The sequence below is a fragment of the Mycolicibacterium sp. SMGY-1XX genome (assembly GCF_059132455.1).
In genome coordinates this window covers 1,215,822-1,239,488 of record NZ_CP101139.1, presented here as the reverse complement: position 1 = coordinate 1,239,488, position 23,667 = coordinate 1,215,822, and the positions used below count along the sequence as shown (strand labels likewise).

Genomic DNA, 23,667 nt, shown 5'->3' with positions numbered 1-23,667 from the left:
CGGCTTGTCGGTGGGTCGATCTACTGTGCCGAACATGAGTTCGAACAATGACATCCTCGCCGCGTTGAACACCATCGACGAGGCCACCCGTGTGGTCGCGAAGCATTTTCACGACCTTCGGCCCACCGATCAGCGGGCCGTGCTGCTGCGCCTGGAGACCGTCAACAAGCAGATGGCCGGCGTGCAGCGGAGCATCCTCGCCGGCATGGTCTCCGGTCCCACGCCCGTCGAGTTCGTCGGCGCCTCGTGGGATCAGGTGCTGGCGCGGCGCCTGCGCATTCCGGTCGCGGAGGCGCACCGGCGTATCGCCGAGGCCACGCAGAACCAGCCGCGGAGCGCCTAGACCGGCTGCTAGGTGACCAGTGCCACCGAGTTCGCCCGGCGCAACTTGCCCGAAGGCGTCTTCGGGATGGTCCCCGGTCCGAGCACGACGACGTTACGCGGGCGCACGTCCACCTCGGTCACCACCTCGTGGGCCACCTGGCGTTCGATGCGGTGCACCTCGTCGGGGTCCTGGTAGGCGTTGGACTCGACGGCGACGGCGAACGTCTCGCGTGAGTGGCCGGCATCCAGCCGGACGGCCACGGCGCAGCCGGGGCGCACGCCCTCGACGCGTCCAGCGGCCCGCTCGATATCGGTCGGGTAGATGTTGCGGCCCGCCATGATGATGACGTCCTTCACGCGGCCGCACACCACCACGTGTCCGTTGTCGGTGAGATAGCCCAGGTCGCCGGTGTCGTACCAGCCGTGCTCGTCCTGTGCCGGGATGAAACCGCCCATGGTGATGTAACCGGGCGTCAGCGACTCACCGCGCAGCTCGATGACACCGACGCCCCGGGGCGGCATCACATTGCCGTGTTCGTCGACGATGCGGGCCTCGAGATCAGTCAGCAGCGGGCCGAGGGTGGCCAGGCGGCGGGTGTTGCCCTTGGTGGCGGGCACGGCCTGGCGCAGCGCGGCCAGCAGGTCGGCGTCCACCTCGTCGACCACCAGACCGGCGTTGCACTCGGAGAACGAGACCGCCAACGTGGTCTCGGCCATGCCGTAGGCCGGCAGGATCGCCGATTCCTTGAGGCCGAAGGGCTTGCCGGCGTCCAGCAGGTCCTCGACGTCGGCGGGTTCCACGGGCTCGGCGCCGGACAGCGCGAAGCGCAGGGTCGACAGGTCGAACTGGCCGGGCTGGGCCTGGCGGCGCAGCCGCTTGGCCAGCAGCGCATAGGCGAAGTTGGGGGCCGCGGTCATCGTGCCCTTGTACTTGTCGATCAGCTTGGCCCACAGCAGGGTGTCCCGCAGGAAGTCCATCGGCGTGACCTTGACCAGTTCGGCGCCGAAGTACATCGGGATGGTGAGGAAGCCGACCATGCCCATGTCATGGAAGCAGGGCAGCCAGCTGACCATCACGTCTTTGTCGACTTCGTACTCGGCGCCGATGAACATCGCCTCGGCATTGGAGTAGATGTTGCGGTGCGTGATCTGCACCGCCTTGGGCGAACCCGTCGAACCGGAGGTCAGCTGCATCAGCGCCAGATCGTCTTCGCCGGTCTCCACCGGATCGATCGGCTCCGCCTCGAGCAGGTCACCGATCTTGAGGACCTTGATGCCCTTCTCCTCCAGCACCGGGATGGCCACCAGGAAGGGCTCGGACACCACGACGGCCTTGGCCTCGATCATCTGGATCACCGTCAGGGTGTCCTCGGCCCACACGGCCAGATCGGTGCGCGGCGTCGGCTGGTGCAGCATCGTCAGGCTGGCGCCGCGCATCCACAGCGCCTGCGCCGTCGGCGCGATCTCGACCGGGAAGCCGGCCAGCACGCCGATCGCGTCACCGGGGCCCACGCCGCCGGCGGCCAGGCCACCGGCGATGCGGCGGGCCCGCTCGTGCACCTCACCCCATGTGTGCCGCACGGGCTCGTGCGGTTCACCGGTGACCATGCCCTTCGAGCTGGTCGCGGCGTTGTAATACATCTTCTCGGTGAACCTGCTCACGAGGACCTCCTCGGCTTCCGGAGCGACTCGAACGTAGGGGATGTCTGCTGCGGACCGTAGGAGGCGCGCGCACACAATAGAGCTGCGGTTAGGTCTCGAAATGGGTGAATTCCGCGCTGTGGCTGCTGCCCGTCAAAACGCCCGCCGACGGAGCCGGAGGGCGTTCTAGAGGCAACGCATGTCAAATCGGTACTCACCACCGGGAGCCATCTTAAACTCCTCTTAAGTAACTGCCAAACGTTACGGAGTCGAACGGGTTGGCACCACCCGCGCGCCCTGCACCGGCCCGCTCGCCACCCGCACCGTTCGGCACACGCCGGCGCCGGCCAATTCGGTGCCCACATCCACCGCCGCACCCGCCGACGCGCACAGGAAAGCGCAGGTGGGACCGGAGCCGGAGACGATCCCGGCCAGCGCCCCGGCCTCCATGCCCGCCCGCAACGTGCGTCGCAGCGCCGGGTCGAGGCTCAGCGCCGCGGCCTGCAGCTCGTTGCCCAGCAGCGGCGCCAGCTGCGCCGGGTCGCCGGTTGCCAGCGCGGTCAGCAGCGGCTCGGTGTCCCCCAGCCGCGGCGGCTCGCCCACTTCCCGTAACCGGTCGATCTCGGCGAAAACCTTGGGCGTCGACAGGCCGTTGCGGCCGAACGCCAGGACCCAGTGGAAGGTGTTGCGCGCCAGCACCGTCGCCAGTTCCTCACCGCGGCCGGTGCCCAGCGCAGTGCCGCCGTGCAGGGCGAAGGGGACGTCACTGCCCAGCTCGGCGGCCAGGGCGTGCAGATCTCGGCGGGGCACCCCCTGCTCCCACAGGTGGTTGACGGCCACCAGCACCGCGGCGGCGTCGGCGCTGCCGCCGGCCATCCCACCCGCGACGGGGATGGCCTTTTCAATGGTGATCGCGACGTCGGGTGTGCGGCCCACGTGCTCGGCCAGCAGTTCGGCGGCCTGCCAGGCCAGATTGCGTTCGTCGATCGGCAACGTCTCGGCGCCCTCCCCCACGATGTCGAGCGACATCACGTCGGCGGTGCGCACGGTGATCTCGTCGAACAGTGACACGGCGTGAAAGACGGTGGTCAGCTCGTGGTAGCCGTCGGCGCGGGTGTCACCGACGGCGAGGAACAAGTTGACCTTGCCCGGGACGCGGACCGTCACAGATCCAGTCGGCACCCATTCAGCGGCGGTGCTCCCGTCGGATGCGGACACCGCAAAAGGGTAGCCCGGTCGACGATGCGGGCGAGGAACGAGCCCGAGGAGGAAGGGCCGGGCTCCAGGATTCAGCCCGGTCGACGATGCGGGCGCGGGGGCACCCCCAGCGAAGCGAGGGGGCGAACGAGCCCGAGGAGGAAGGGCCGGGCTCCAGGATTCAGCCCGGTCGACGATGCGGGCGCGGGGGCACCCCCAGCGAAGCGAGGGGCCGAACGAGCCCGAGGAGGAAGGGCCGGGCTCCAGGATTCAGCCCGGTCGACGATGCGGGCGCGGGGGCACCCCCAGCGAAGCGAGGGGGCGAACGAGCCCGAGGAGGGCTGAAAAGATCCAGCCGGAAACTACGATTAAAGGGTGCCGCGTCCAGGTGAGGACTTCCACGGGTACGTCGTAGCCCAGGCGCTCGGCCACGGCGGCAGCGCCACCGTGTATCTGGCCCGTCAACCGTCAGCAGGCAACCGCGCGGTGGCCTTGAAGGTGCTCTCCCCCGGCCATCGGACCGAGAACCGGCTGGAACGGATGTCGCGCGAGTTCGACTTCGCCAAGCGGCTACCGCACCCCCACATCATCGAGGTCTACGACCGCGGGACCGACTGGCTGGCGATGCAGTACATCGACGGCGGCAACGCCACCACCTTGCACAGTCTGGACCTCCGGTTGCAGGCGCTGGCGCAGATCGCCGAGGCCCTGGACTTCGCTCACCGGCAGGGCATCGTGCATTGCGACGTCAAACCCGCGAACATACTGGTGCACAAGGACTTTGCGGCCGGCGGTGCAGTGCTCATCGATTTCGGGGTGGCACACTCACTGGCCGAGGACATGGCAATCCGGTTGTCTCGTGATGCCACCCAACGACTCTCCCTCGACCCGGCCAGACGCATCACCCATCAGCGCACCGAACACCCCGCCACGGTCCAGGCGTCACTGCCCTACGCTGCGCCCGAGCTGCTCGCCGGACGCTCGCCGTGCGCGGCCACCGACGAGTACGCCCTGGCGTGCACCGCTGTGGAATTAATCACCGGCACACCGCCTTTCGTCGCCCAGACGGCAGGCGCACTGATCGACGCACAGCTGCACCAGGTGCCGCCGCGGATGTCACGCCAGGTCTCGTGGTTGCCGCACGCCTTCGATTCCATTCTGGCCAAGGCCATGGCGAAAGACCCGGACGCGCGTTATGAGACCTGCTCAGAAATGGTTTCGCTGATTACCCGCCTTTTGCGCTGATCAAACGCTGTTTTTGCGACATAGTTCTGTAACCTATGTTTTACCGCTGCCGAGTTGCCGTGTCCGCGTTGCGAACTAGCGTCTCAGTGATGGGAACCGCTATCGAATATGACAATTCCGCGCTCGCCCATGAGGAAGAGGGTTACCACAAGGGGTTGAAACCCCGGCAACTACAGATGATCGCCATCGGCGGTGCGATCGGCACCGGGCTGTTCATGGGCGCCGGTGGACGCATGAACAGCGCCGGGCCGGGACTGTTCATCGTGTACGCGGTGTGCGGTGTCTTCGTCTTCTTCATCCTGCGCGCCCTGGGCGAGCTGGTGCTGCACCGGCCGTCGTCGGGTTCGTTCGTCTCCTACGCGCGCGAATTCCTGGGCGAGAAGGCCGCTTACGTCGCGGGCTGGATGTATTTCTTCAACTGGGCCTGCACCGCCATCGTCGACGTCACGGCCGTCGCCCTGTACATGCACTACTGGGGTGCGTTCGACGCCGTTCCGCAATGGACCATCGCGCTGATCGCACTGGTCATCGTCCTGACCGTCAACATGATCTCGGTCAAGATCTTCGGCGAGATGGAGTTCTGGGCCGCCCTGATCAAGGTGGTGGCGCTGGTGTCGTTCCTCGTCATCGGGATCGTCTTCCTGGCGGGCCGTTTCGAAGTCGAGGGACAGGCCACCGGATTCTCGGTGGTCACCGACAACGGGGGCCTGCTGCCGACCGGCGCGCTGTCGCTGGTGCTGGTCACTTCGGGCGTCATCTTCGCTTATGCCGCAGTGGAATTGGTGGGCACCGCGGCGGGCGAAACCGAGGACCCGCCGAAGGTGATGCCCAAGGCCATCAACTCAGTGGTGTTCCGTATCGCGGTCTTCTACGTCGGTTCGCTGGTGCTGTTGGCATTGTTGTTGCCGTACACCACATATCAAGAGGGTGAGAGCCCGTTCGTCACCTTCTTCTCCAAGATCGGTGTGCCGGCGGCCGGGGACATCATGAATTTTGTGGTCCTCACCGCGGCGATGTCGAGCCTCAACGCGGGCCTGTATTCCACCGGCCGCATCCTGCGCTCGATGGCGATGAACGGCAGCGCCCCGCAGTTCACCGCGAAGATGAACAAACGCGGTGTGCCGTTCGCGGGTATCGCCCTGACGGCGGCATTCACCGTACTGGGCGTGTTCCTGAACCTGATCGTTCCGTCGGAGGCGTTCAACATCGCGCTCGATCTGTCGGCGCTGGGCATCATCGCCTCCTGGGCCACGATCGTGATCTGCCAGATCCAGCTGTACCGCTGGTCCAAGAAGGGCATCGTGTCGCGCCCGTCGTTCCGGCTGTGGGGCACGCCGTACACCAGCTACGCCACCCTGGTGTTCCTCGGCGCGGTGCTGGTGTTGATGTGCTACGAGAACTACTGGAATCTGATCGCTCTCCTGGTGATCGTGCCCGCGCTGATCATCGGGTGGTACGCGGTGCGCGGCAAGGTCCTTGCCATGGCACAAGAGCGCGTCGGCTACACCGGTAACTATCCGATCGTCGCGCAGACACCGTTGCAGAACGAGTTCCTGAACAAAGACGCCGAGGACTGACACAACACAAAAGAGCCGGCCCGCGATGGGCCGGCTCTTTTGAAAACGAGGGTCAGAACTGCCGGGCGCTCTGCTGCTCCTCAGCGGTGGGCTCCGCCACGGTGCCCGAGCGCTGCAGCAGCCGGACGAACTCGGCGACGGCCAGGGTCTCGCCGCGACGGGCCGGGTCGATGCTGGCGGCCAGCAGCCGGCTGGCGGACTCGTTGCCGGATCCGGCCCATTCCAGGAAGGCGTTGCGGGACGTCTTGCGCCGCTGCGCGAAGGCGATGTCGACGAGTTCGAACACCTTGTCGCGGAAGCCCTCTTCGGTGGGCCACGGCGATGTCTCATAGCGGTCGATCCGGACCAGACCCGAGTACACCCGGGGAATGGGCCAGAACACCGTCGGCGACACCATGCCGAAGCGCCGGACACGGCCGTAGAAGCGCACTTTCACGCTCGGCACGCCGTAGTCCTTGCTGCCCGGCTCGGCCGCCAGTCGCTCGGCCACCTCGGCCTGCACCATCACCATCACGGTGCGGATGGACGGGAACTCCGCGAGCAGGTGCAGCAGCGCCGGGACGGCGATGTTGTACGGCAGGTTGGCCACCAGTGCGGTCGGCTCTTTCTCCAGCTCCGACTTACGCAGCGTGAGGATGTCCTGGTTCAGGACGGTCAACCGGTGGATCTCGCTGTGCGAGTGCTCGGCGATGGTCTGCGGAAGGCGTTCTGCCAGAACAGGGTCGACCTCGACGGCCGTCACGGTGGCGCCACGGTCGAGCAGGCCGAGTGTCAGCGACCCGAGTCCGGGTCCCACCTCGATCACCGTGTCGTGTCGATTGACACCGGAGGCGGACACGATCCGGCGCACTGTGTTGGCGTCGTGAACGAAGTTCTGTCCCAGCGACTTACGCGGACGAAAATCGAGCTCTTTCGCCAGGTTCCGGATCTCGGTCCGACCGAGAAGGCGAATCGTCATGAAACCCCTGTTCTACCGCTGCACGTTGGCCATGCGCCCCAGCCCTGGCGGGCTCGAGTGACTTCTGCGATTGCTATCTGTTCTTCACGAGTTGCCAGGTCTGCACGGGAAGCATAGCGCAGGCCACCCTGTCGCTCCCATGTGTTTTGGTCAAATTGGACACCACCGAAATAGCCGTTGCCTGTATTGATGGCCCAATTACCGCCCGATTCACAACGTGCGAGCGCGTCCCAAATCAGACCGTTTGTCACCTCTGGAACCTCGGTCCCGGGCTTTGCGCCGACCCGCAGCACCGACTGGCGAGCCGGCGTGACAACCATGTTCGCGACCGGCAGCCGGCCGGTCTCGGCGCCGTTGACAGTCGCCACGGCAAACGTCACGTCCTGGGTCCCGGGGGCCCCGGGATCCTCCAGCACCTGACGGCTCATGTTCATGGTCGGATCTTCGATTCGTTGTGCGATCGGTTTCAGCGGTAGCCGTTCGGTGACCTTCTCCATGCGGATACGTGTCACCTGGATCTGCATACCCGCGATGACCGGCGATGATGCTGCCGGAACCACCCGGTCGTTCTGTTCGAGCGGCACGCCGGCCTCGGCGAGCAGGCTCGCGACGTTGGGCGCGGCCAAGGTGACGGTGCGGATGGCGCCGGCGTCGTTGATCTGCACGGTCTTGGCGCTCACCACGGGAAGCGACATGCCTTCGAGAGGAACGCGGCTGCCGCGGGATGCCGCTGCCGGAGCGGTATCGGTCATCGCCAACTGGGCCAGCGCCTCGTCCACCGTCGACGCGGTGGTCCACACCTGCTTGGTGTCCTGGCCGTCGAAGGTGATCTCCAGCGGCTTGCTGCGGCGCAGCACGATGTTCTCGGCGTCCTGCACGCGCTGGTCGGCGGCGGGATAGAGATCGTCACGCTCCCCGACGTCGAAGCCGTTCTCGGTCACGACGTCGATGACGCGGGATTTCATGGTGGAAACGGTCATGGGCGCCCCGTCAACCGTCAAGGTCACGGTCTTGTGGGCGGTGACGGCGAAGCCGCCCGCCACGGCGAGGGTGACGAGCAGAGCCGCAACCAGAATCCGCAGTATCGGTGAGCGTGTCTGATGAAGTTCGGTTAGTGCGTTCAACGTGCGAATATCCCGGTTCCACAGTCCACGAGGACCCTGATGGGTCCTCGATTATCACGAGACGGTAACGAACCGAGTGGAGGGGCGGCAACCCAGCGACGACCGCCATGGCGTCTTACCCCCCTGTCAATTAGCGCTTGAATGCAAACCATACACCGTGCGGGCGTTTGCTGCGCTGCGGCTGGCAAGCATTGTCTCCGGTTTGCCGACGATCTCGGCGAGGGCCCGCACGGTGTACGGCAGGCAGTACGGCTCGTTGGGCGCTCCGCGGTAGGGATGCGGGGTCAGAAACGGTGCGTCGGTCTCGACCAGCAGCTGGTCCTCAGGGACAAGCCTGGCGGCTTCGTGCAACGCCTTGGCGTTGCGGAAGCTGACCGTGCCCGACAAACTCAGGTACCAGCCCGCGTCGACGCACGTGCGCGCCATCTCGGCATCAGACGAGAAGCAGTGGAAGATCACCGTCTCGGGGGCGCCCTCGCCGCGCAGCACATCCAGCACCGCGGCGTCGGCGTCGCGGTTGTGGATCATCAACGGCTTGCCGGTTCGCTTGGCCAGGTCGATATGCCAAGCGAAGCCTTCCCGCTGGGTGTCGGGATCCGCGCAGCCCTCCAGTCGGCCCGGCCAGTACAGGTCCATCCCCGTCTCACCGATGGCCACCACCCGCGGATCGGTGGCCAGCTGCTCCAGCTCGGCGCGCGCGGCGTCGTCCAGGGCGTTGGCCCGGGTCGGATGCATGGCCACCGCGGCGTACACCCGCTGGTCCCAGTGCGCGGCCTGCACCGCCCAGCGAGCCGCGGCCAGATCGTCGGCGATGGTCACCACGGCCTCGACACCGACGGCGCCGGCCCGGTCCAGGATCTCCGTCACACCCGCGGCGTCGGTGGCCCCACAGGCGTCGAGGTGGGTGTGCGCATCGATCAGCGGCGCCAGGGGCGGCGGCGCCGGGGGTGCATCACGCATGGCTGAACGTTTCGAACTCACCGCCACACCATAAAGTGGGGCCTGATGAGCGAGCCTTTCTACGTGACCACCGCGATCGCCTACCCCAACGGCGCACCGCATGTCGGGCACGCCTACGAGTACATCGCCACCGACGCGATCGCCCGCTTCAAGCGGCTCGACGGTTTCGACGTGCGCTTCCTCACCGGCACCGACGAGCACGGCCTCAAGATGGCGCAGACCGCGGCGGCCGAGGGCATCTCGACCGCGGACCTGGCGCGGCGCAATTCCGACGTGTTCCAGCGGCTTCAGGAGAAGCTGGGCGTCACCTTCGACAGGTTCATCCGCACCACCGACGCCGACCACCTCGAGGCCTCCAAAGCCATCTGGAATCGGATGAACGAGGCCGGCGACATCTACCTGGACTCCTACGCCGGCTGGTACTCCGTGCGGGACGAACGCTTCTTCGCCGCCGACGAGACCGAGGAACTGCCCGACGGCACCCGGATCGCCACGGAGACCGGCACCCAGGTCACCTGGACCGAGGAGCAGACGTACTTCTTCCGACTCTCGGCATACACGGACAAGTTGCTCGAGCTCTACCGGGCACACCCGGAGTTCATTGCTCCCGATGTCCGGCGCAACGAAATCGTGAGTTTCGTCTCGGGCGGCCTGACCGACCTGTCGATCTCGCGCACCACCTTCGACTGGGGCGTCCCGGTCCCCGATCACCCCGACCACGTGATGTACGTCTGGGTGGACGCGTTGACCAACTACCTCACCGGGGTGGGTTTCCCCGACACCGACTCCGCGTCCTACCGCCGGTTCTGGCCCGCTGACCTGCACATGATCGGCAAGGACATCATCCGGTTCCACACCGTCTACTGGCCGGCGTTCCTGATGTCGGCGGGCCTTACGCTGCCGAAACGAGTGTTCGCGCACGGGTTCCTGTTCAACCGCGGCGAGAAGATGAGCAAGTCCATCGGCAACACCGTCGACCCGTTGGCCCTGGTCGACGCCTTCGGCCTCGACGCCGTGCGTTTCTTCCTGCTGCGCGAGGTGCCGTTCGGCCAGGACGGCAGTTACAGCGAGGAAGCCATCATCTCGCGCATCAACACCGATCTGGCCAACGAGCTGGGCAATCTCGCGCAACGCTGCCTGTCGATGGTGGCCAAGAACCTCGACGGTGTGGTGCCCGACCCCGGGTCACTGAACGCTGACGACACCGCGTTGCTCGCCGACGCCGACGCCCTGCTCGGAAAATCCCGCGAGGCGTTCGACCAGCAGGCCATGCACCAGGCCCTGGAAGCCATCTGGCTGACCCTGGGTGCCACCAACCGGTACTTCTCCGCCCAGGAGCCGTGGGTGCTGCGCAAGTCGGAGTCTCCGGCCGACCAGCAGCGATTCCGGTCGGTGTTGTACGTGACGATGGAAGTGGTGCGTATCGCGGCGCTTCTGGTGCAGCCGGTGATGCCCACAGCGGCGGCCAAGCTGCTCGATCTGTTGGGTCAGCCGGCCGAGCAGCGGGATTTCACTGCCATCGCTACCCGCCTGGCCCCCGGCACGGAACTGCCGGCGCCGACGGGAGTCTTCCCCCGCTACCAGACCGAGTGATCTGCGCCACACCCTGTCACATCCGGATGACCGGCGGTGTCTTGAGGTCAGGCGGCTCACCGAGGAGCCCACTGACCGAAGGACGAGAAATGAATGCAGACAAGAGCACCCGTGCCATCGTGATCGGCGGCGGCTATGCCGGAGTGCTGGCAGCCAACCGGCTGACCCAGCAGTGCGCGGTCACGCTGATCAACCCCCGCCCGCAGTTCGTCGAACGGATCCGGCTGCACCAGCTGGTGGCCGGCAACGACGACGCCGTGGAAGGGTATGACAGCCTGCTGCACGGCGATGTCGAGATGGTGGTCGACGCGGCCGCCCGCATCGACGCGCCGGCCCGGCGCGTCATCCTGGCCTCCGGCGCCGAGCTCGGGTACGACTACCTGGTGTACGCGGTCGGCAGCACCGGATCGGTTCCCGTAGGTGTGCCCGGGGCGGCCGAGTTCGCTTACCCGCTAAGCGATTTCGAGCAGGCCGCGCGGCTGCGTGACCGGCTCGCCGACGTTCCGCTGTCTGCGCCGGTCGTGATCGTGGGCGGTGGGCTGACCGGCGTCGAGGCCGCCTCGGAGTTCGCCGAAGCGGGTCGTCAGGTCACCCTGGTCACGTCGATCCTCGGCCCGTCACTGTCGGCAGCCGGCCGCAAGTCGGTGGCCAAGCGGTTGCGCAAGCTCGGTGTCACGGTGCTCGACGGCGCCGCAGTCACCGCGGTGTCCGCCGCCGAGGTGCAACTCGACGGTGGCCGTTCACTACCCAGCGCTGTGACCGTGTGGACGGCCGGTTTCGGCGTGCCGGGCCTGGCGGCCGCCAGCGGACTCACCACCGACGCCCTCGGACGCCTGCTCGTCGATGAGACACTGACCAGCGTGGACGACTCGCACATCATCGCCGCCGGCGACGCCGCGTCGCCCTCGGATCTGCCACTGCGGATGAGCTGCCAGGCCGCCCTGCCGATGGGCGCCCAGGCCGCCAACACCGTGCTCGCACGCATCGCCGGCACGGATCCGGCCACCCTCTCACAGGCGATGACGGGTCAGTGCATCAGCCTGGGTCGCGCCGGCGGGACCATCCAGCTGGCACACACCGACGACACCGTGCGCAACCTCTACATCAGTGGTCGCACAGCGGCTTTCATCAAAGAGCAGGTCTGCAAGGGCACGCTGGGTTTCCTGCGCAAGGAAGCCCGCAAGCCGGGCTCGTACTTCTGGCTCAAGGGCGGCAAGCGGGACCGCCGGCTCGCGCACGCCCAGCAGCAACAACGGGTCACCGTCTGATGGACGAGCACGCCGAGCGGTTCACCCACCTGCGACCACTGCTGTTCACCATCGCCTACGAAATCCTGGGTACGGCAACAGAATCCGATGACGTGCTCCAGGAGAGCTATCTGCGGTGGGCGCAGGTGGATCTCGATACGGTGACCGACACCAAGGCCTACCTCGCCCAGCTGGTGACCCGCCAGTCGCTCAATGCTCTTCGGGCACAGTCGCGACGGCGCGAGGAGTACGTCGGGCCGTGGTTGCCGGAGCCACTGTTGGTGCAGACACACGATGCCAGCGCCGATGTGGTGCTGGCCGAGTCGGTGTCGATGGCCATGATGGTGGTGCTCGAGACGCTGACCCCCGACGAGCGCGCCGTCTTCGTCCTGCATGAGGTGTTCGGGTTCGGGCATGACGAAATCGCCTCGGCCATCGGCAAATCGGCGGCAGCGGTGCGTCAGATGGCGCACCGCGCCCGCGAGCACGTGCAGTCCCGCCGCAAGCGGTTCTCGCCCGTCGACCCGCAGGAGTCGGCCGAGCTGACCACCCGGTTCTTCACCGCAGCGGCCACCGGTGATCTGGAGCAGTTGGTGTCGATGCTGTCGCCGGATGTGGTGTGGACCGCCGACAGCGACGGCAAGGTGAGCGCCGCCCGCCGCCCGGTGGCTGGTGCCGTCAACGTCGCCCGCCTGATCCTGGGCCTGATCCGGATCGCCGGCGACACCGGACGCGTCGAACCCGCGATGTACAACAACACTCCGGCGCTGACGCTGTACCTGGGGGAGCGCCTCGAAGGTGTCATCCTGTTCGACTACACCGACGGCAAGATCACCAATTTCTACGCCATGCGCAACCCGGAGAAGCTCGGCACCGTGCTGGTACCGCGGCAGATCAGCCGGTGAATTCCGGCGTCTGCCAAGCTTGAGGCATGCGCATCGACCGGCTGGGCAGTCTCGGCGGTTCACCCGTCGTGTTGCGCGCTGTCGCCGCTGCCACCACCCGGCTGGGATTGGCCCCACCGGCCGCGTTGTCCGGCGACTGGTTCGGGTCGTCAGCGGTGATCGCGCCGACACTGTGCGCCGAGCCGACGCCGCCGCAGCAGGCCTTCGATGTCGAACCGGGTACCGGCGGCGGTGGCGCGGTGGGCGGTGGCTGGCTCGGTTATCTGTCCTATCCCGACGCCGGCGCCGACGGCACCGCGCACCGCGTCCCGGAGGCGGCGGGCGGCTGGACCGATTGTGTCCTGCGCCGCGACGACGACGGGGTGTGGTGGTTCGAGGATCTGACGGGCGCGCCCATGCCGGACTGGTTGCGCGACGCCCTCGGTGTCGCGGTCGCGGCCAGACCGTGGCGCATCGATTGGTCCGCCCCGGATCGGGCCACCCATGAGGCCGGGGTGCTGGCCTGCCTGGACGCGATCGGCGCCGGCGAGGTGTACCAGGCCTGCGTGTGCACCCAGTTCACCGGCGAGCTGCGCGGCGAGCCGCTGGAATTCTTCGCCGACGCGGTGGGGCGCACCTCCCCGGCCCGCGCGGCGTTCGTCGCCGGGCGGTGGGGCGCGGTGGCGTCGCTGTCACCTGAGCTGTTCCTGCGCCGCCGCGGCCAGACCGTGTGGTCGAGCCCGATCAAGGGCACGTTGCCGTTGCACGCCGATCCGGCCCTGCTGCGCGAGTCGGTCAAGGACGTCGCCGAGAACGTCATGATCGTCGACCTGGTCCGCAACGACCTGGGCCGCGTTGCGGCCACGGGGACGGTGCGGGTGCCGGAACTGCTGGCGGTCCGGCCCGCCCCCGGGGTGTGGCATCTGGTGTCGACCGTCGCCGCCGAGGTGCCCACGACCGTCACCAACCGGGAACTGCTGGAGGTCACCTTCCCGCCGGCGTCCGTCACGGGCACCCCTAAACAGCGTGCGCGCGAACTGCTTTCGGGGTGGGAACCACGTCGTCGCGGTGTCTATTGCGGCACCGTCGGGCTGGCGTCACCGGTGGCGGGCACCGAACTGAACGTCGCCATCCGGACCGTGGAGTTCGACGCGCACTCCCGTGCGGTGCTGGGGGTCGGCGGCGGGATCACCGCCGATTCGGACCCGGCCGCCGAGTGGGCGGAATGCCTGCACAAGGCGGCGCCGACGATCGGCCTGCCTCAGTCGCGCGACTTGAGCACGGCGTCGTAGAGCGCGCGCCGCGATGGCGCGCCGGGGTGTGCGGCCACCACCTGCTGGCACGCGTCCTTGACCCGCACCCCTTGTTCCGTCAGTTCGACGACCTCGGCCACCAAGGTGTCGAGATCCACCTGCGGAACCGCTCCGGCGAGCACAACCGTGATCTCGCCCAGTACGCCGTCGGCAGCCCACTCGGCGAGTTCGGCCAGGGTGCCGCGGACGATGTCCTCGTGGGTTTTGGTCAGCTCGCGACACACCACGGCCCGGCGGTCGCCGCCCAGCACGTCGGCGGCCTCAAGAAGCAGGTCGGCCAGACGGCGCGGTGACTCGAAGAACACGCAGGTGCGCTGCTCGGCGGCCAGCATGCCGAGCCACGCCCGGCGGGCCTTCCGCGGCGCGAAGCCCTCGAAGCAGAAGCGGTCCGACGGCAGACCCGACACCGCCAGCGCCGTGGTGACGGCCGACGGACCGGGCAGGCAGCTCACCGGTATCCCGGCCTCGACGCAGCCGGCCACCAGCCGGTAACCGGGGTCACTGATCAACGGCATGCCCGCGTCGGTGACCGCCAGCACCGTCGCGCCGGCTTTCATGTCCTCGATCAGGGCGGGCGCTCGTGCCTGCTCGTTCTGGTCGAACAGGCTGACCACCCGGCCGCCCAGCCGAACCTCCAGCGCGGTGGCCAGCGTCCGGATCCGCCGGGTGTCCTCGGCGGCGACGATATCGGCGGTTGCCAGAGCGTCACGTAGGCGTGCCGACGCGTCGCCAGGTTGCCCCAGGGGCGTGGCGCCCAGCAGCAGACGGCCACCACTCATGGGATGCGAGCCTACGGTCCGTAAAATCGCAGCCGATGACCGCTCCCACCACTGTGCTGCCGGAGCGTGCCGTACCCGTGATCAGCCCCGGCCCGCTCGTCCCCGTCGCCGATTTCGGTCCCGTCGACCGGGCGAACGGCTGGATCATGACCGCGATCGTCACCGCGCTGGCATTGGTGACACGATTCCTGAATCTGCAGTCGCCCACCGACGGCGGCACCCCGGTCTTCGACGAGAAGCATTACGCCCCCCAGGCGTGGCAGGTGCTGCACAACGGCGGGATCGAGGACAACCCCGGTTATGGGCTGGTGGTGCACCCGCCGCTGGGCAAGCAACTGATCGCGATCGGCGAGTGGATCTTCGGCTACAACGGGCTCGGTTGGCGGTTCACCGGAGCGCTGCTCGGCGTGATCATGGTGGCGCTGGCGGCCAGGACGGTCCGGCGGATCAGCCGGTCCACACTGGTCGGCGGGATCGCCGGAGTGCTGTTGGTCGCCGAGAGTGTGTCGTTCGTGACGGCCCGGACGGCGCTGCTGGACGGGTTTCTGGTGTTTTTCGTCGTCGCCGCGTTCGGGGCGCTCATCGTCGACCGCGACCAGGTGCGGATGCGGATGCACAACGCGCTGCTCGACGGCCGCATCAACGAAACGCCGTGGGGCCCTCGCCTCGGGGTGCGGTGGTGGCGCTTCGGCGCCGGCGTACTGCTGGGCCTGGCGTGCGCGACGAAGTGGTCGGGCCTGTACTTCGTGTTGTTCTTCGGGCTGATGTCGCTGGCTTTCGATGTGGCCGCCCGTCGTCAGTACCGGGTGCCGCGGCCGTGGCTGGGAACGCTGCGGCGCGATCTCGGCCCCACCGCCTACGTCATGGGTGTGATTCCGCTGGCGGTTTATCTGGCCAGCTTCTGGGGCTGGTTCGCGTCCGAGACCGCGGTGGACCGGCACGCCGCTGGGCAGGAAATCGGCGAACGGCAGTGGTGGCAGCCACCCGATGCCATCCGCTCGCTCTGGTACTACACGGCCAAGGCCTATGAGTTCCATTCCGGGCTGACCAACGCCGCGGGCAACCACCACCCGTGGGAATCCAAACCGTGGACCTGGCCGATGTCGCTGCGGCCCGTGCTCTATGCGATCGATCAGGACAACGTCCCCGGCTGCGGTGTGCAGTCCTGTGTGAAGGCGGTCATGCTCGTCGGCACCCCGGCGATGTGGTGGCTCGCGGTTCCGGTGCTGCTGTACACGGCGTGGCGCACCTTCATCCGCCGGGACTGGCGCTACGCCGTGGTGTTGGTCGGCTACTGCGCCGGCTGGCTGCCGTGGTTCGCCGACATCGACCGGCAGATGTACTTCTTCTACGCCGCCACCATGGCACCGTTCATGGTGATGGCGATCGCGCTCATCTGCGGCGACATCCTCTACAAACGCAATCAGAACGCTGAGCGCCGGACCCTGGGGTTGCTCGTCGTGTGCTTCTACATGGCGCTGGTCGTGACGAACTTCGCGTGGTTGTTCCCGGTGTTGACCGGACTGCCCATCTCCCAGGCCACCTGGAACATGCAGATCTGGCTGCCCAGTTGGCGCTAGCTCCGGGTTCCCCTCCTGGGTGCTACGCCGATCCGCAGTCCACGGTCGCCGGCCGCCGCCCACTGGGACTGCCCAACAACCCCCACCTGCGCCACCAACCCCCAAACACCGCCAACCGCCCCCACCGGCGCAGCCCACGACCGCCACACACCCCGACCCGCGCCAACCACACGACCCTCAGCTGCACCCGGGCGTAGCACCCGGACAGTCGGGTGGTGCCGCCCCGCACCACCGCGCAGGAACTCCCCCGCGGCCATATCCCACCCCGCACGCTATGCCGATCCGCAGTCCACGGTCGCCGGCCGCCGCCCATTGGGACTGCCCAACAACCCCCACCTGCGCCACCAACCCCCAAACACCGCCAACCGCCCCCACCGGCGCAGCCCACGACCGCCACACACCCCGACCCGCGCCAACCACACGACCCTCAGCTGCACCCGGGCGTAGCACCCAGGATCCATACACACCTGGTGATTGATCCCCAGTTGACGGCGTCGGCGGTTGGCGGCGCGACAGGGCGCCGTCATCGCGCGTCACGATGACCCGTGATGCGAGCAATCATCGGCAGCGAACTCTTGGCCGCGGGCATCCTGACCCGAGGCCAACTCCGCGCCCGGTACACCCGGGTGCTCACCGACGTGTATCTGCCACGCGATTGCGAACCGACGGTCGTCGACTACGCGGAGTCCGCTTGGCTGTGGTCGGGACGCACAGGCGTCATCACCGGTATCGCGGCCGCAGCGCTTCACGGAGTCACCTGGATTGACGTCGACGCGCCCATCGAAGTGCTCACCAGCAGGAGATCCTCCGACCCCAGACTGATCACCAGAAGAGAACGCCACCACGACGACGAAGTTCGGAGGCTCACATCCGGTGTGTTGATCACCTCGCCGGCGCGCACGGCGCTCGACCTCGCCCGTCACCACCCACGCCTCGTCGCGGTGAAACACCTCGACGCGCTGGCGGCCGTCACCGGCATCTCGCGGACCGAGATCGCCGCGCTGACCCACCGCTACCGGGCGGTCCCCAACATCAGAGAGTGCTGGGATCCGTTGCGACTCATGGACGGTGGCGCCAAGACGCCGCGCGAAACCGAGCTGCGTGTGGCGATGGTTGACGCCGGCCTACCGAAACCCGCCACGCAGATCTGGGTGAACAACGGCGCGCGGTCCGCCATCGTTCCACTGGGTTGGGAACAACAGCGGATCGGGCTCACCCCCGCCCACCTGCTCGACAAAGGCGACCAACTCAGCCGCAGCAACATCCTGCAACTGATGAACTGGATCAACCTCTTCGTCCCGGCGGACGAGAAGCTGACGACCACCGCCCACTGGGTCCGTGAGGCGTTCCATGTCCAAAAGTGCCGGGGCCTGTTCTGAACGGAACTACAGCGGGTCGCGCGCCGCCGGACACGACATACACCGCGGCCCGCCCCGGCCGGTACCCAGTTCGGATGCCGCGATGCGCAGCACCTCGATACCCGAATCCTCCAGTCGCGCATTGGTTTCGGTGTTGCGTTCGTAGGCGACGACGACTCCCGGCGCCAGGGCCAGAGTGTTGTTGCCGTCATCCCACTGCTCCCGCTCGGCCGTGACGGGATCCAGACCGGTGTCGATCACCCGCAGCTTGGCGATTCCCATCGCGTCGGCCGCGGCATCAACAAACGGCGCGGCCCGGTCGATCTTGACCCCGCCGCCGTCGACCCGGTGAATCGTGAACGCCGACAACGAGTCCACGATGTTCGGGTACATCACCACAGCGTCGGTGTCGACCATCGTGCACACCGTGTCGAGGTGCATCTGAGCGCGTTCCTGCGCAATCGGCACGGCCAGCACGGTGTGCGCCAGATCGTCGTCGAACAGGCTGCGCGCCAACGCCTCCGCACCCGCGGGGGTGGTGCGCTCCCCCACCCCGACCGCCACCACACCGGGCGCCAGCAGGAGCACGTCCCCGCCTTCCACCGGTGCCGACCGCGACTCGTATGCCCGTCGCACTCCCAGGAACCGCGGGTGATGGGCATAGATGAGGTCGGTCAGCGAAGTCTCGCGGATCCGGGCCGGCATCGACAGGGAGGTGATGGCCACCCGCGGCCCGATCCAGAACGACGAGTCCCGGGTGAACAGCAGATTGGGCAGCGGGTCGATCACAAAATCGGCGCCATGATGCATACGGCGCACCAGCGACAGTTCCTGCTCGCCGAACGGCAACTCGTCAAAGGTCATGCCCGCCATCAGCACATGAGCCAGCGAATGGGCGTCGAGGGTGCGCAGGTACGCTGCGAGTTCCTGCGACAGCGGTAATCCCAGCCGGCGGGCATCCACCGCCGCGGAGATCCCGTGCATGCGTGCCGCGCCGCTGGCCAGCGCTTCGGACAACAAGTCGGGCAGCAGCAGCACTTCGACACCGCGCGAACGCAACAGCGCGGCGAAGGCGTCGTGCTCCTCCTGCGCACGCGACACCCAGGGCAGGCCGTCGAAGAGCAGCGTGTCGTTGTTGCGGGGAGTCAGCCGCTGCAGCTCGGCGCCCGGCCGATGCAGGATCACCACCCGCAACCTGCCGACCTCGGAATTCGAGCCAAGCTGGGCGACACTCACGTCTAGCACCGTAGCGCGATTCCGTGCCTCAACTATTGTTCAGGTGTATGGAGACCAACGATCTGGCTCCCGGGGAGCTGGCCCACCGGGCCGGCGTCGCGGTCTCCGCGCTGCATTTCTACGAGCGCGAAGGCTTGATCAGCAGCCGTCGCACCTCGGGTAATCAGCGCCGCTACGCCCGCGACACCCTGCGCCGGGTCGCTTTCATCCGGATGTCGCAGCGCCTGGGCATCCCGCTGGCCAGGGTGCGTGAAGCGCTGGCGACGCTGCCCACCGACCGGGTGCCCACCAGCAAGGACTGGGCCAAGTTGTCGGCGGGCTGGCGGCAGGATCTCGACGACCGCATCCTGCACCTGCAGCGCCTGCGCGACAACCTCGCCGACTGCATCGGCTGCGGCTGCCTGAGCTTGAAGACGTGCATGCTCTCCAACCCCGGTGACGTACTCGCCGAGAACGGGCCGGGCGCCGCGCGGCTCTAGACATCCCGTCGCTTCGCTCGCGGTTTTCGAACGCGTGTGCGATACAGTGGAACACGTGTCTGTGGCAGTTCAGGATTCCCTGTTCGACCATGAAGAGCGCCGCACCCTGTCCAACGGCGCGTGGATCGACGTCCGCTCGGGGTGGATCGAGGACGTCGAGTACGCCCGCACGCTGTTCGACGAACTGCGCGAGGCAGTACCGTGGCGCGCCGAGCGCCGCAAAATGTATGACCGCGTGCTCGATGTCCCGCGACTGGTCAGCTTTCACAACCTGCTCGAGGGGCCGGTGCCCCACCCGGCCCTCAAGCAACTCCGCCGGCGACTCAACGACATCTACGCCGGCGAACTGGGCGAACCATTTGTCAGCGCAGGCCTGTGCCTGTATCGCGACGGCAACGACAGTGTGGCCTGGCACGGCGACACCGTCGGCCGCAGCAGCACCGAAGACACCATGGTCGCGATCGTGAGCCTGGGTGCCGCACGCACATTCGCGTTACGGCCCCGCGGCGGCGGGCAGTCGCTGCGCATCCAGCACGGCCATGGCGACCTGCTGGTGATGGGCGGGTCGTGTCAGCGGACGTGGGAACACGCCATCCCGAAAACCAGCAAGCCGACCGGGCCCCGGATCAGCATCCAGTTCCGGCCCCGCGACGTGCGCTAGTGCCGCGTCAGCCCGCGCGGATGGCGGCCACAGCGTCCGACAGCAACTTCTCCGCGCGCGCCGTGTCCACCGGCACCACCGGCTTGTCGGGAACCACCAGGGGATTGGCCGTCACGATCACCTGGTAGTCGCCGAAGTGCGCCAGATAGCTGTAGATCTCCCCGGTCTGCGGTTTGCCGTTGACGGTGGTCTGCAGCACGCGATGCACGCCCTGGGTCTGCACCCCGTCGATCTGGGGTGTCGGGACCACCTCGACGGTGCCGCGCAGTGCTCCGCCGGCGAAATTCACCTTCTGGCAGTTGTCGGGCCGTTCGACCGTCGGGACGGGTTCGCTGGTCTCCATCGCGATGGTGATGAACCGCAGACCTTCCCCTTCAGCCGACACCGCCGCCATGTTGCCCTTGAGGTCGGCGGGCATCTGCTGGCCCGCGGCGAACTGCGCGCAATCGGCCGGTTCGAATTTCAGCCCTTCCGGCAGTTTCTGCGCCGCGAGCAGCTTGGGGTCGATGCCGGTGGTGGGCACCTCGGTGACCTTGAACTCCGGTCCGAAAGAACCTTTCAGCTCGGAGACCTTGGCGATATCGGCCGACGAATCCTCGGCCGCCTCACCTTCACCCGAGGAGCATCCGGCGAGTGCGCCGACGCTCGCGAGGGCAACCGGGATGACGACGATTGCTTTGCGAATCCACATCGAGGGTCAATCTACCCACGCAAAGTGCCGACCGCCGTCACCAGTAGGTCACTGGCGTACTGCGGCGGCAGCGGCACATCGATCGATCCGGGATCCGTCACCAATGTGACGAACACCATGTGCTCACCGACGTACGCCATGAAAGTTTCAGCCCGCGAATCGGTTTCGGTTCCGGATTCCACCACGTTACGGATCACGCTGCTGGCGCCGAGCGTGGCCGCGCCGTCGATCACCGGCGCATCCACCAGGCTCACCTCGGCTGAGGACCCCCCGTAGTTCATCGCCCACCGGCCGCACTCGGCGAGGAGCACGGGGTCCAGCCCCACCAGACCCGTGCCGCCCGACACCACCACGACATGGATGATTCCGCCCGGTCCGGATCCCGACACGCCCTGTGCCGGTCCGTCGGGCATCGGGTCCACCAGCGCGGCGCACTGCGGCGGCTCCGCTGTCCATCCGCGGCCGAACCCCCAGAACGCCACCGGTGACGAGGCGTAACCGCCGACCTCGGCGACCTCGTAGCCCTCGGGCAGTTCCGGCCGGATCCGCCGGATGCGGTCAGGGTCGACGTCGGCGGTGTGCAACTCCGGCGCCGCGGTGGGCGACGGTTCGGTTGCCGGGGGCACGCTCGGCGCTGCGCACGCGGCCAGCACGGTGACAGTCAGGACGCCCAGCGTCAATGACTTCACCGGCCCTTACTACCACAGGCGGATGCGTCAGCGGTTGAGGCGCCAGATATCGGACGACATCACCGTGGCGAATGTGCACCACAGCGGATACGGCGCAAGCGCAAGTCCCGCTTGTGGATTCACCTTTGCCGTGCGCCGCGCCAGGTCCGCACTGCTGAGTGCCAGCGCTCCCGCCGCGATCGCCGAAGGGCCGAGCTTGTGCGCTTTGAAGAACAACCAACTCCAGCTCGCGTTGAGCACCAGGTTGGTGCCCAGTGCGGCGATGTACGCGCGTGCTTCGGCGGGATTCTGGGCGCGCAGCTTGTCGATGGTGCCGGCCGAGGTGATGGCGATATCGCCGTACAGCGTGGTCCAGGCCACCGGGAACACTCCGTTGGGCGGCACGTAGGACGGCTTCTTCAACGTCGGGTACCAGGTTTCGACACCGGCCTTGCTGGCGATGCTTCCGATGACGGCCGCGGCCGCGGTGCCGAGTCCGGTCGCGATCAAGGTGCGTGAGGGCATGGTCTGACGCTACCTGTCGCCTTTTCGTCACCCGCCGGTGCTTTGCTCACCGTAGGCTGCCCGGGGAGAACCATCTCGAAGGAGACCACACCGATGAAGAAGCTCACCTCAGTCGCTGGTGCGGGCATCACCGCGCTCGCCCTCGGCCTCGCCCTCGTGGGCTGCGGCTCGGACTCGTCGACCGAGGCCACCAGCTCGTCGACCACCAGCAGCGTGGAGGAAGAGACCTCGACCACCTCCGCGGAGGCCGCATCCCCGACACCGGCCCAGCCGGCCGGCGCCAACGAGACCATCCAGGACTACATCGTCCAGAACGGCATCCAGGAATCCGGGGTCAAGCGTGGCGATCCCGGCACCCCCACGGTCAACCTCCCGGTCCCCCCCGGTTGGCAGCAGCGCGACGATCTCGCCGAGGCACCGTACGGCGCCATTTTCTTCCCCGGTAGCGCGGTGCCGGGGAACCCGCCCCGGATCCTGGCGCTGATGTCGAAGCTGACCGGTGACGTCGACACCGAGAAGCTGCTCCAGTACGCCCCGGGCGAGTTGCAGAACATGCCCGGCTGGCAGCCGATGAACCCGGGCACCCGCAACCAGCTGAGCGGATTCGAGGCGTTCCAGATCGCCGGCGCTTATGAGATCGATGGCCGCAAAGGCATGATCGCGCAGAAGACTGTCGTCATCCCCGCCGATGACGGAGTGTTCGTGCTGCAGCTCAATGCCTATGCCGACCAGAGCGAAGCCCCTCTCCTCGGCGACGCCACGGCACTCATCGACCAGCAGACGAAGATCACCGCCGCCTGAGTTATCAGGCCCGCGAGATCCTCGACGCTTCGGCGATCTGCTCGGGCGACGGCCGCACCCCGGTGTAGCGCTCGAACTGTTCGGCGGCTTGCAGGGCGATCACCTCGGCTCCGGTGATCACCTGCTTGCCCGCCGAGCGGGCCGCGACGATCAGCGGCGTCTCCGACGGCAACGCCACCACGTCGAACACGGTGTCGGCAGCGGCGATCATGTCGGCGTCAAACGGGCTGTCGTGTTCTTCGGGTCCCCCTGCCATGCCGACCGGGGTCACGTTCACGATGATCGAGGCCGTCGCCCCGCCGACATGGGGACGCCAGTGATAGCCGAGCCGCTCTGCCAGCTCGGGGCCGGCCGTTTCGTTGCGCGCGACCAACGTTCCCTGCTGAAACCCCTTGTCGCGGAACGCTGATCCCACCGCGCTGGCCATGCCGCCACTGCCGTGGACCAGCACCGTCTGCTGCGGGTTCAGGCCGTACTGCGCGATCAGTTTCTCGATCGCGATGTAGTCGGTGTTCGCCGCGGTCAGCACGCCGTTGTCGTTGACGATCGTGTTCACCGAATTGATCACCCGCGCGGAATCCTCCACGTGGTCGACGAGCGCGAGCACATCCTGTTTGAACGGCATCGACACCGAGCAACCGCGAATCCCCAGCGCCCGGACCCCGCCGATGGCCGCCACGATGTCGGTGGTGGTGAACGCCTTGTAGAGGAAGTCCAGTCCGAGTTGGTCGTAGAGGTGGTTGTGGAACCGGGTGCCGATGTTGCTGGGCCGCGCGGCCAGCGAGATGCACAGCGTGGTGTCCTTCGACAGCGGTGGTCGTGTCAT

Annotated in this window: 23 protein-coding genes; 12 read left to right on the top strand and 11 right to left on the bottom strand. The window is 67.4% G+C overall.

All coding sequences use genetic code 11. From position 1 onward, the window contains the following. The first annotated feature begins 34 nt into the window (after window positions 1-34). Window positions 35-343 (top strand): DUF222 domain-containing protein, encoded by a 309-nt coding sequence (locus NL241_RS06030; protein WP_494397027.1) that lies wholly within the window; start codon window positions 35-37, stop codon window positions 341-343. Between the two features lie 8 nt (window positions 344-351). Here NL241_RS06030 and NL241_RS06025 read toward each other — a convergent pair whose 3' ends face one another. Both NL241_RS06025 and NL241_RS06020 read right to left on the bottom strand, forming a co-directional pair. Then, a complete protein-coding gene (locus tag NL241_RS06025; RefSeq protein ID WP_487691768.1) occupies window positions 352-1,986 on the bottom strand; it encodes a fatty acyl-AMP ligase in 1,635 nt (544 codons plus the stop codon). Window positions 1,987-2,226: 240 nt separating this feature from the next. Continuing rightward, the gene (locus tag NL241_RS06020; protein ID WP_494397026.1) at window positions 2,227-3,183 is read right to left on the bottom strand and encodes a 4-(cytidine 5'-diphospho)-2-C-methyl-D-erythritol kinase; all 957 of its coding nucleotides are present in this window, start codon (window positions 3,181-3,183) and stop codon (window positions 2,227-2,229) included. Window positions 3,184-3,537: 354 nt separating this feature from the next. On the opposite strand from NL241_RS06020, the gene NL241_RS06015 reads away from it, so the two are divergent. Both NL241_RS06015 and NL241_RS06010 read left to right on the top strand, forming a co-directional pair. Next, window positions 3,538-4,407: a serine/threonine-protein kinase gene (locus NL241_RS06015; RefSeq protein ID WP_487691770.1), complete on the top strand. Its 870-nt coding sequence runs from the start codon at window positions 3,538-3,540 to the stop codon at window positions 4,405-4,407. Between the two features lie 89 nt (window positions 4,408-4,496). Further along, complete coding sequence (locus NL241_RS06010) at window positions 4,497-5,984, top strand: amino acid permease (protein WP_487691771.1); 1,488 nt, start codon at window positions 4,497-4,499, stop codon at window positions 5,982-5,984. Window positions 5,985-6,036: 52 nt separating this feature from the next. Here NL241_RS06010 and rsmA read toward each other — a convergent pair whose 3' ends face one another. The 3 genes from rsmA to NL241_RS05995 form a co-directional block, all read right to left on the bottom strand. After that, entirely contained in the window at window positions 6,037-6,942 is a 906-nt protein-coding gene (rsmA, locus tag NL241_RS06005) for a 16S rRNA (adenine(1518)-N(6)/adenine(1519)-N(6))-dimethyltransferase RsmA (protein ID WP_494397025.1), read from the bottom strand. Continuing rightward, window positions 6,939-8,066, bottom strand: a complete 1,128-nt coding sequence (locus tag NL241_RS06000) for a resuscitation-promoting factor (protein WP_487691773.1) — start codon at window positions 8,064-8,066, stop codon at window positions 6,939-6,941. The genes rsmA and NL241_RS06000 overlap by 4 nt, the downstream gene beginning before the upstream one ends. Window positions 8,067-8,192: 126 nt before the next feature. Then, window positions 8,193-9,026, bottom strand: a complete 834-nt coding sequence (locus tag NL241_RS05995; protein ID WP_494397024.1) for a TatD family hydrolase — start codon at window positions 9,024-9,026, stop codon at window positions 8,193-8,195. A gap of 45 nt (window positions 9,027-9,071) precedes the next feature. Here NL241_RS05995 and metG point away from each other — a divergent pair, with 45 nt between their 5' ends. The 4 genes from metG (at window position 9,072) to NL241_RS05975 (ending at window position 14,042) form a co-directional block, all read left to right on the top strand. Beyond that, window positions 9,072-10,619 (top strand): methionine--tRNA ligase, encoded by a 1,548-nt coding sequence (gene metG / locus NL241_RS05990; protein WP_487691775.1) that lies wholly within the window; start codon window positions 9,072-9,074, stop codon window positions 10,617-10,619. 89 nt (window positions 10,620-10,708) lie between these two features. Continuing rightward, window positions 10,709-11,887 carry an NAD(P)/FAD-dependent oxidoreductase gene (locus tag NL241_RS05985; protein WP_494397023.1) on the top strand — a complete coding sequence of 393 codons (1,179 nt, stop codon included), beginning with the start codon at window positions 10,709-10,711 and terminating at the stop codon, window positions 11,885-11,887. Further along, the gene (locus tag NL241_RS05980; RefSeq protein WP_494397022.1) at window positions 11,887-12,771 is read left to right on the top strand and encodes an RNA polymerase sigma-70 factor; all 885 of its coding nucleotides are present in this window, start codon (window positions 11,887-11,889) and stop codon (window positions 12,769-12,771) included. Before NL241_RS05985 ends, NL241_RS05980 begins: the two co-directional genes overlap by 1 nt. Before the next feature lie 26 nt (window positions 12,772-12,797). After that, window positions 12,798-14,042 (top strand): aminodeoxychorismate synthase component I, encoded by a 1,245-nt coding sequence (locus NL241_RS05975; RefSeq protein WP_494397021.1) that lies wholly within the window; start codon window positions 12,798-12,800, stop codon window positions 14,040-14,042. Here the strand turns inward: NL241_RS05975 and rsmI are convergent. Beyond that, on the bottom strand, window positions 14,012-14,842 hold the full coding sequence (gene rsmI, locus NL241_RS05970) for a 16S rRNA (cytidine(1402)-2'-O)-methyltransferase (RefSeq protein WP_494397020.1): 831 nt from the start codon (window positions 14,840-14,842) through the stop codon (window positions 14,012-14,014). The two genes, NL241_RS05975 and rsmI, sit on opposite strands and share 31 nt — an antisense overlap. A 35-nt stretch (window positions 14,843-14,877) precedes the next feature. Between rsmI and NL241_RS05965 the strand changes: the two genes are divergently transcribed. Both NL241_RS05965 and NL241_RS05960 read left to right on the top strand, forming a co-directional pair. After that, complete coding sequence (locus tag NL241_RS05965; RefSeq protein WP_487691781.1) at window positions 14,878-16,422, top strand: dolichyl-phosphate-mannose--protein mannosyltransferase; 1,545 nt, start codon at window positions 14,878-14,880, stop codon at window positions 16,420-16,422. Between the two features lie 548 nt (window positions 16,423-16,970). Then, window positions 16,971-17,801 carry a type IV toxin-antitoxin system AbiEi family antitoxin gene (locus NL241_RS05960; RefSeq protein WP_487691782.1) on the top strand — a complete coding sequence of 277 codons (831 nt, stop codon included), beginning with the start codon at window positions 16,971-16,973 and terminating at the stop codon, window positions 17,799-17,801. Window positions 17,802-17,807: 6 nt separating this feature from the next. Here NL241_RS05960 and arcA read toward each other — a convergent pair whose 3' ends face one another. Then, entirely contained in the window at window positions 17,808-19,016 is a 1,209-nt protein-coding gene (arcA, locus tag NL241_RS05955) for an arginine deiminase (protein ID WP_487691783.1), read from the bottom strand. Between the two features lie 47 nt (window positions 19,017-19,063). Here arcA and soxR point away from each other — a divergent pair, with 47 nt between their 5' ends. Continuing rightward, window positions 19,064-19,495 carry a redox-sensitive transcriptional activator SoxR gene (soxR, locus tag NL241_RS05950; RefSeq protein ID WP_487691784.1) on the top strand — a complete coding sequence of 144 codons (432 nt, stop codon included), beginning with the start codon at window positions 19,064-19,066 and terminating at the stop codon, window positions 19,493-19,495. Window positions 19,496-19,550: 55 nt separating this feature from the next. After that, window positions 19,551-20,156 (top strand): alpha-ketoglutarate-dependent dioxygenase AlkB, encoded by a 606-nt coding sequence (locus tag NL241_RS05945; protein ID WP_487691785.1) that lies wholly within the window; start codon window positions 19,551-19,553, stop codon window positions 20,154-20,156. Between the two features lie 7 nt (window positions 20,157-20,163). Here the strand turns inward: NL241_RS05945 and NL241_RS05940 are convergent, their stop codons facing one another. The 3 genes from NL241_RS05940 to NL241_RS05930 are packed head-to-tail and all read right to left on the bottom strand — an operon-like array spanning window position 20,164 to window position 22,040. Then, on the bottom strand, window positions 20,164-20,847 hold the full coding sequence (locus tag NL241_RS05940) for a DUF5642 family protein (RefSeq protein ID WP_494397019.1): 684 nt from the start codon (window positions 20,845-20,847) through the stop codon (window positions 20,164-20,166). Window positions 20,848-20,858: 11 nt separating this feature from the next. Then, window positions 20,859-21,536 carry a DUF5642 family protein gene (locus NL241_RS05935; protein ID WP_487691787.1) on the bottom strand — a complete coding sequence of 226 codons (678 nt, stop codon included), beginning with the start codon at window positions 21,534-21,536 and terminating at the stop codon, window positions 20,859-20,861. A 27-nt stretch (window positions 21,537-21,563) separates the two neighbouring features. After that, window positions 21,564-22,040 (bottom strand): TspO/MBR family protein, encoded by a 477-nt coding sequence (locus NL241_RS05930; RefSeq protein ID WP_487691788.1) that lies wholly within the window; start codon window positions 22,038-22,040, stop codon window positions 21,564-21,566. Window positions 22,041-22,133: 93 nt separating this feature from the next. Between NL241_RS05930 and lpqN the strand changes: the two genes are divergently transcribed. Further along, window positions 22,134-22,841 carry an envelope biogenesis lipoprotein LpqN gene (gene lpqN / locus NL241_RS05925; protein ID WP_487691790.1) on the top strand — a complete coding sequence of 236 codons (708 nt, stop codon included), beginning with the start codon at window positions 22,134-22,136 and terminating at the stop codon, window positions 22,839-22,841. A 4-nt stretch (window positions 22,842-22,845) separates the two neighbouring features. Here lpqN and NL241_RS05920 read toward each other — a convergent pair whose 3' ends face one another. After that, window positions 22,846-23,667 carry a shikimate 5-dehydrogenase gene (locus NL241_RS05920; protein ID WP_494397018.1) on the bottom strand — a complete coding sequence of 274 codons (822 nt, stop codon included), beginning with the start codon at window positions 23,665-23,667 and terminating at the stop codon, window positions 22,846-22,848.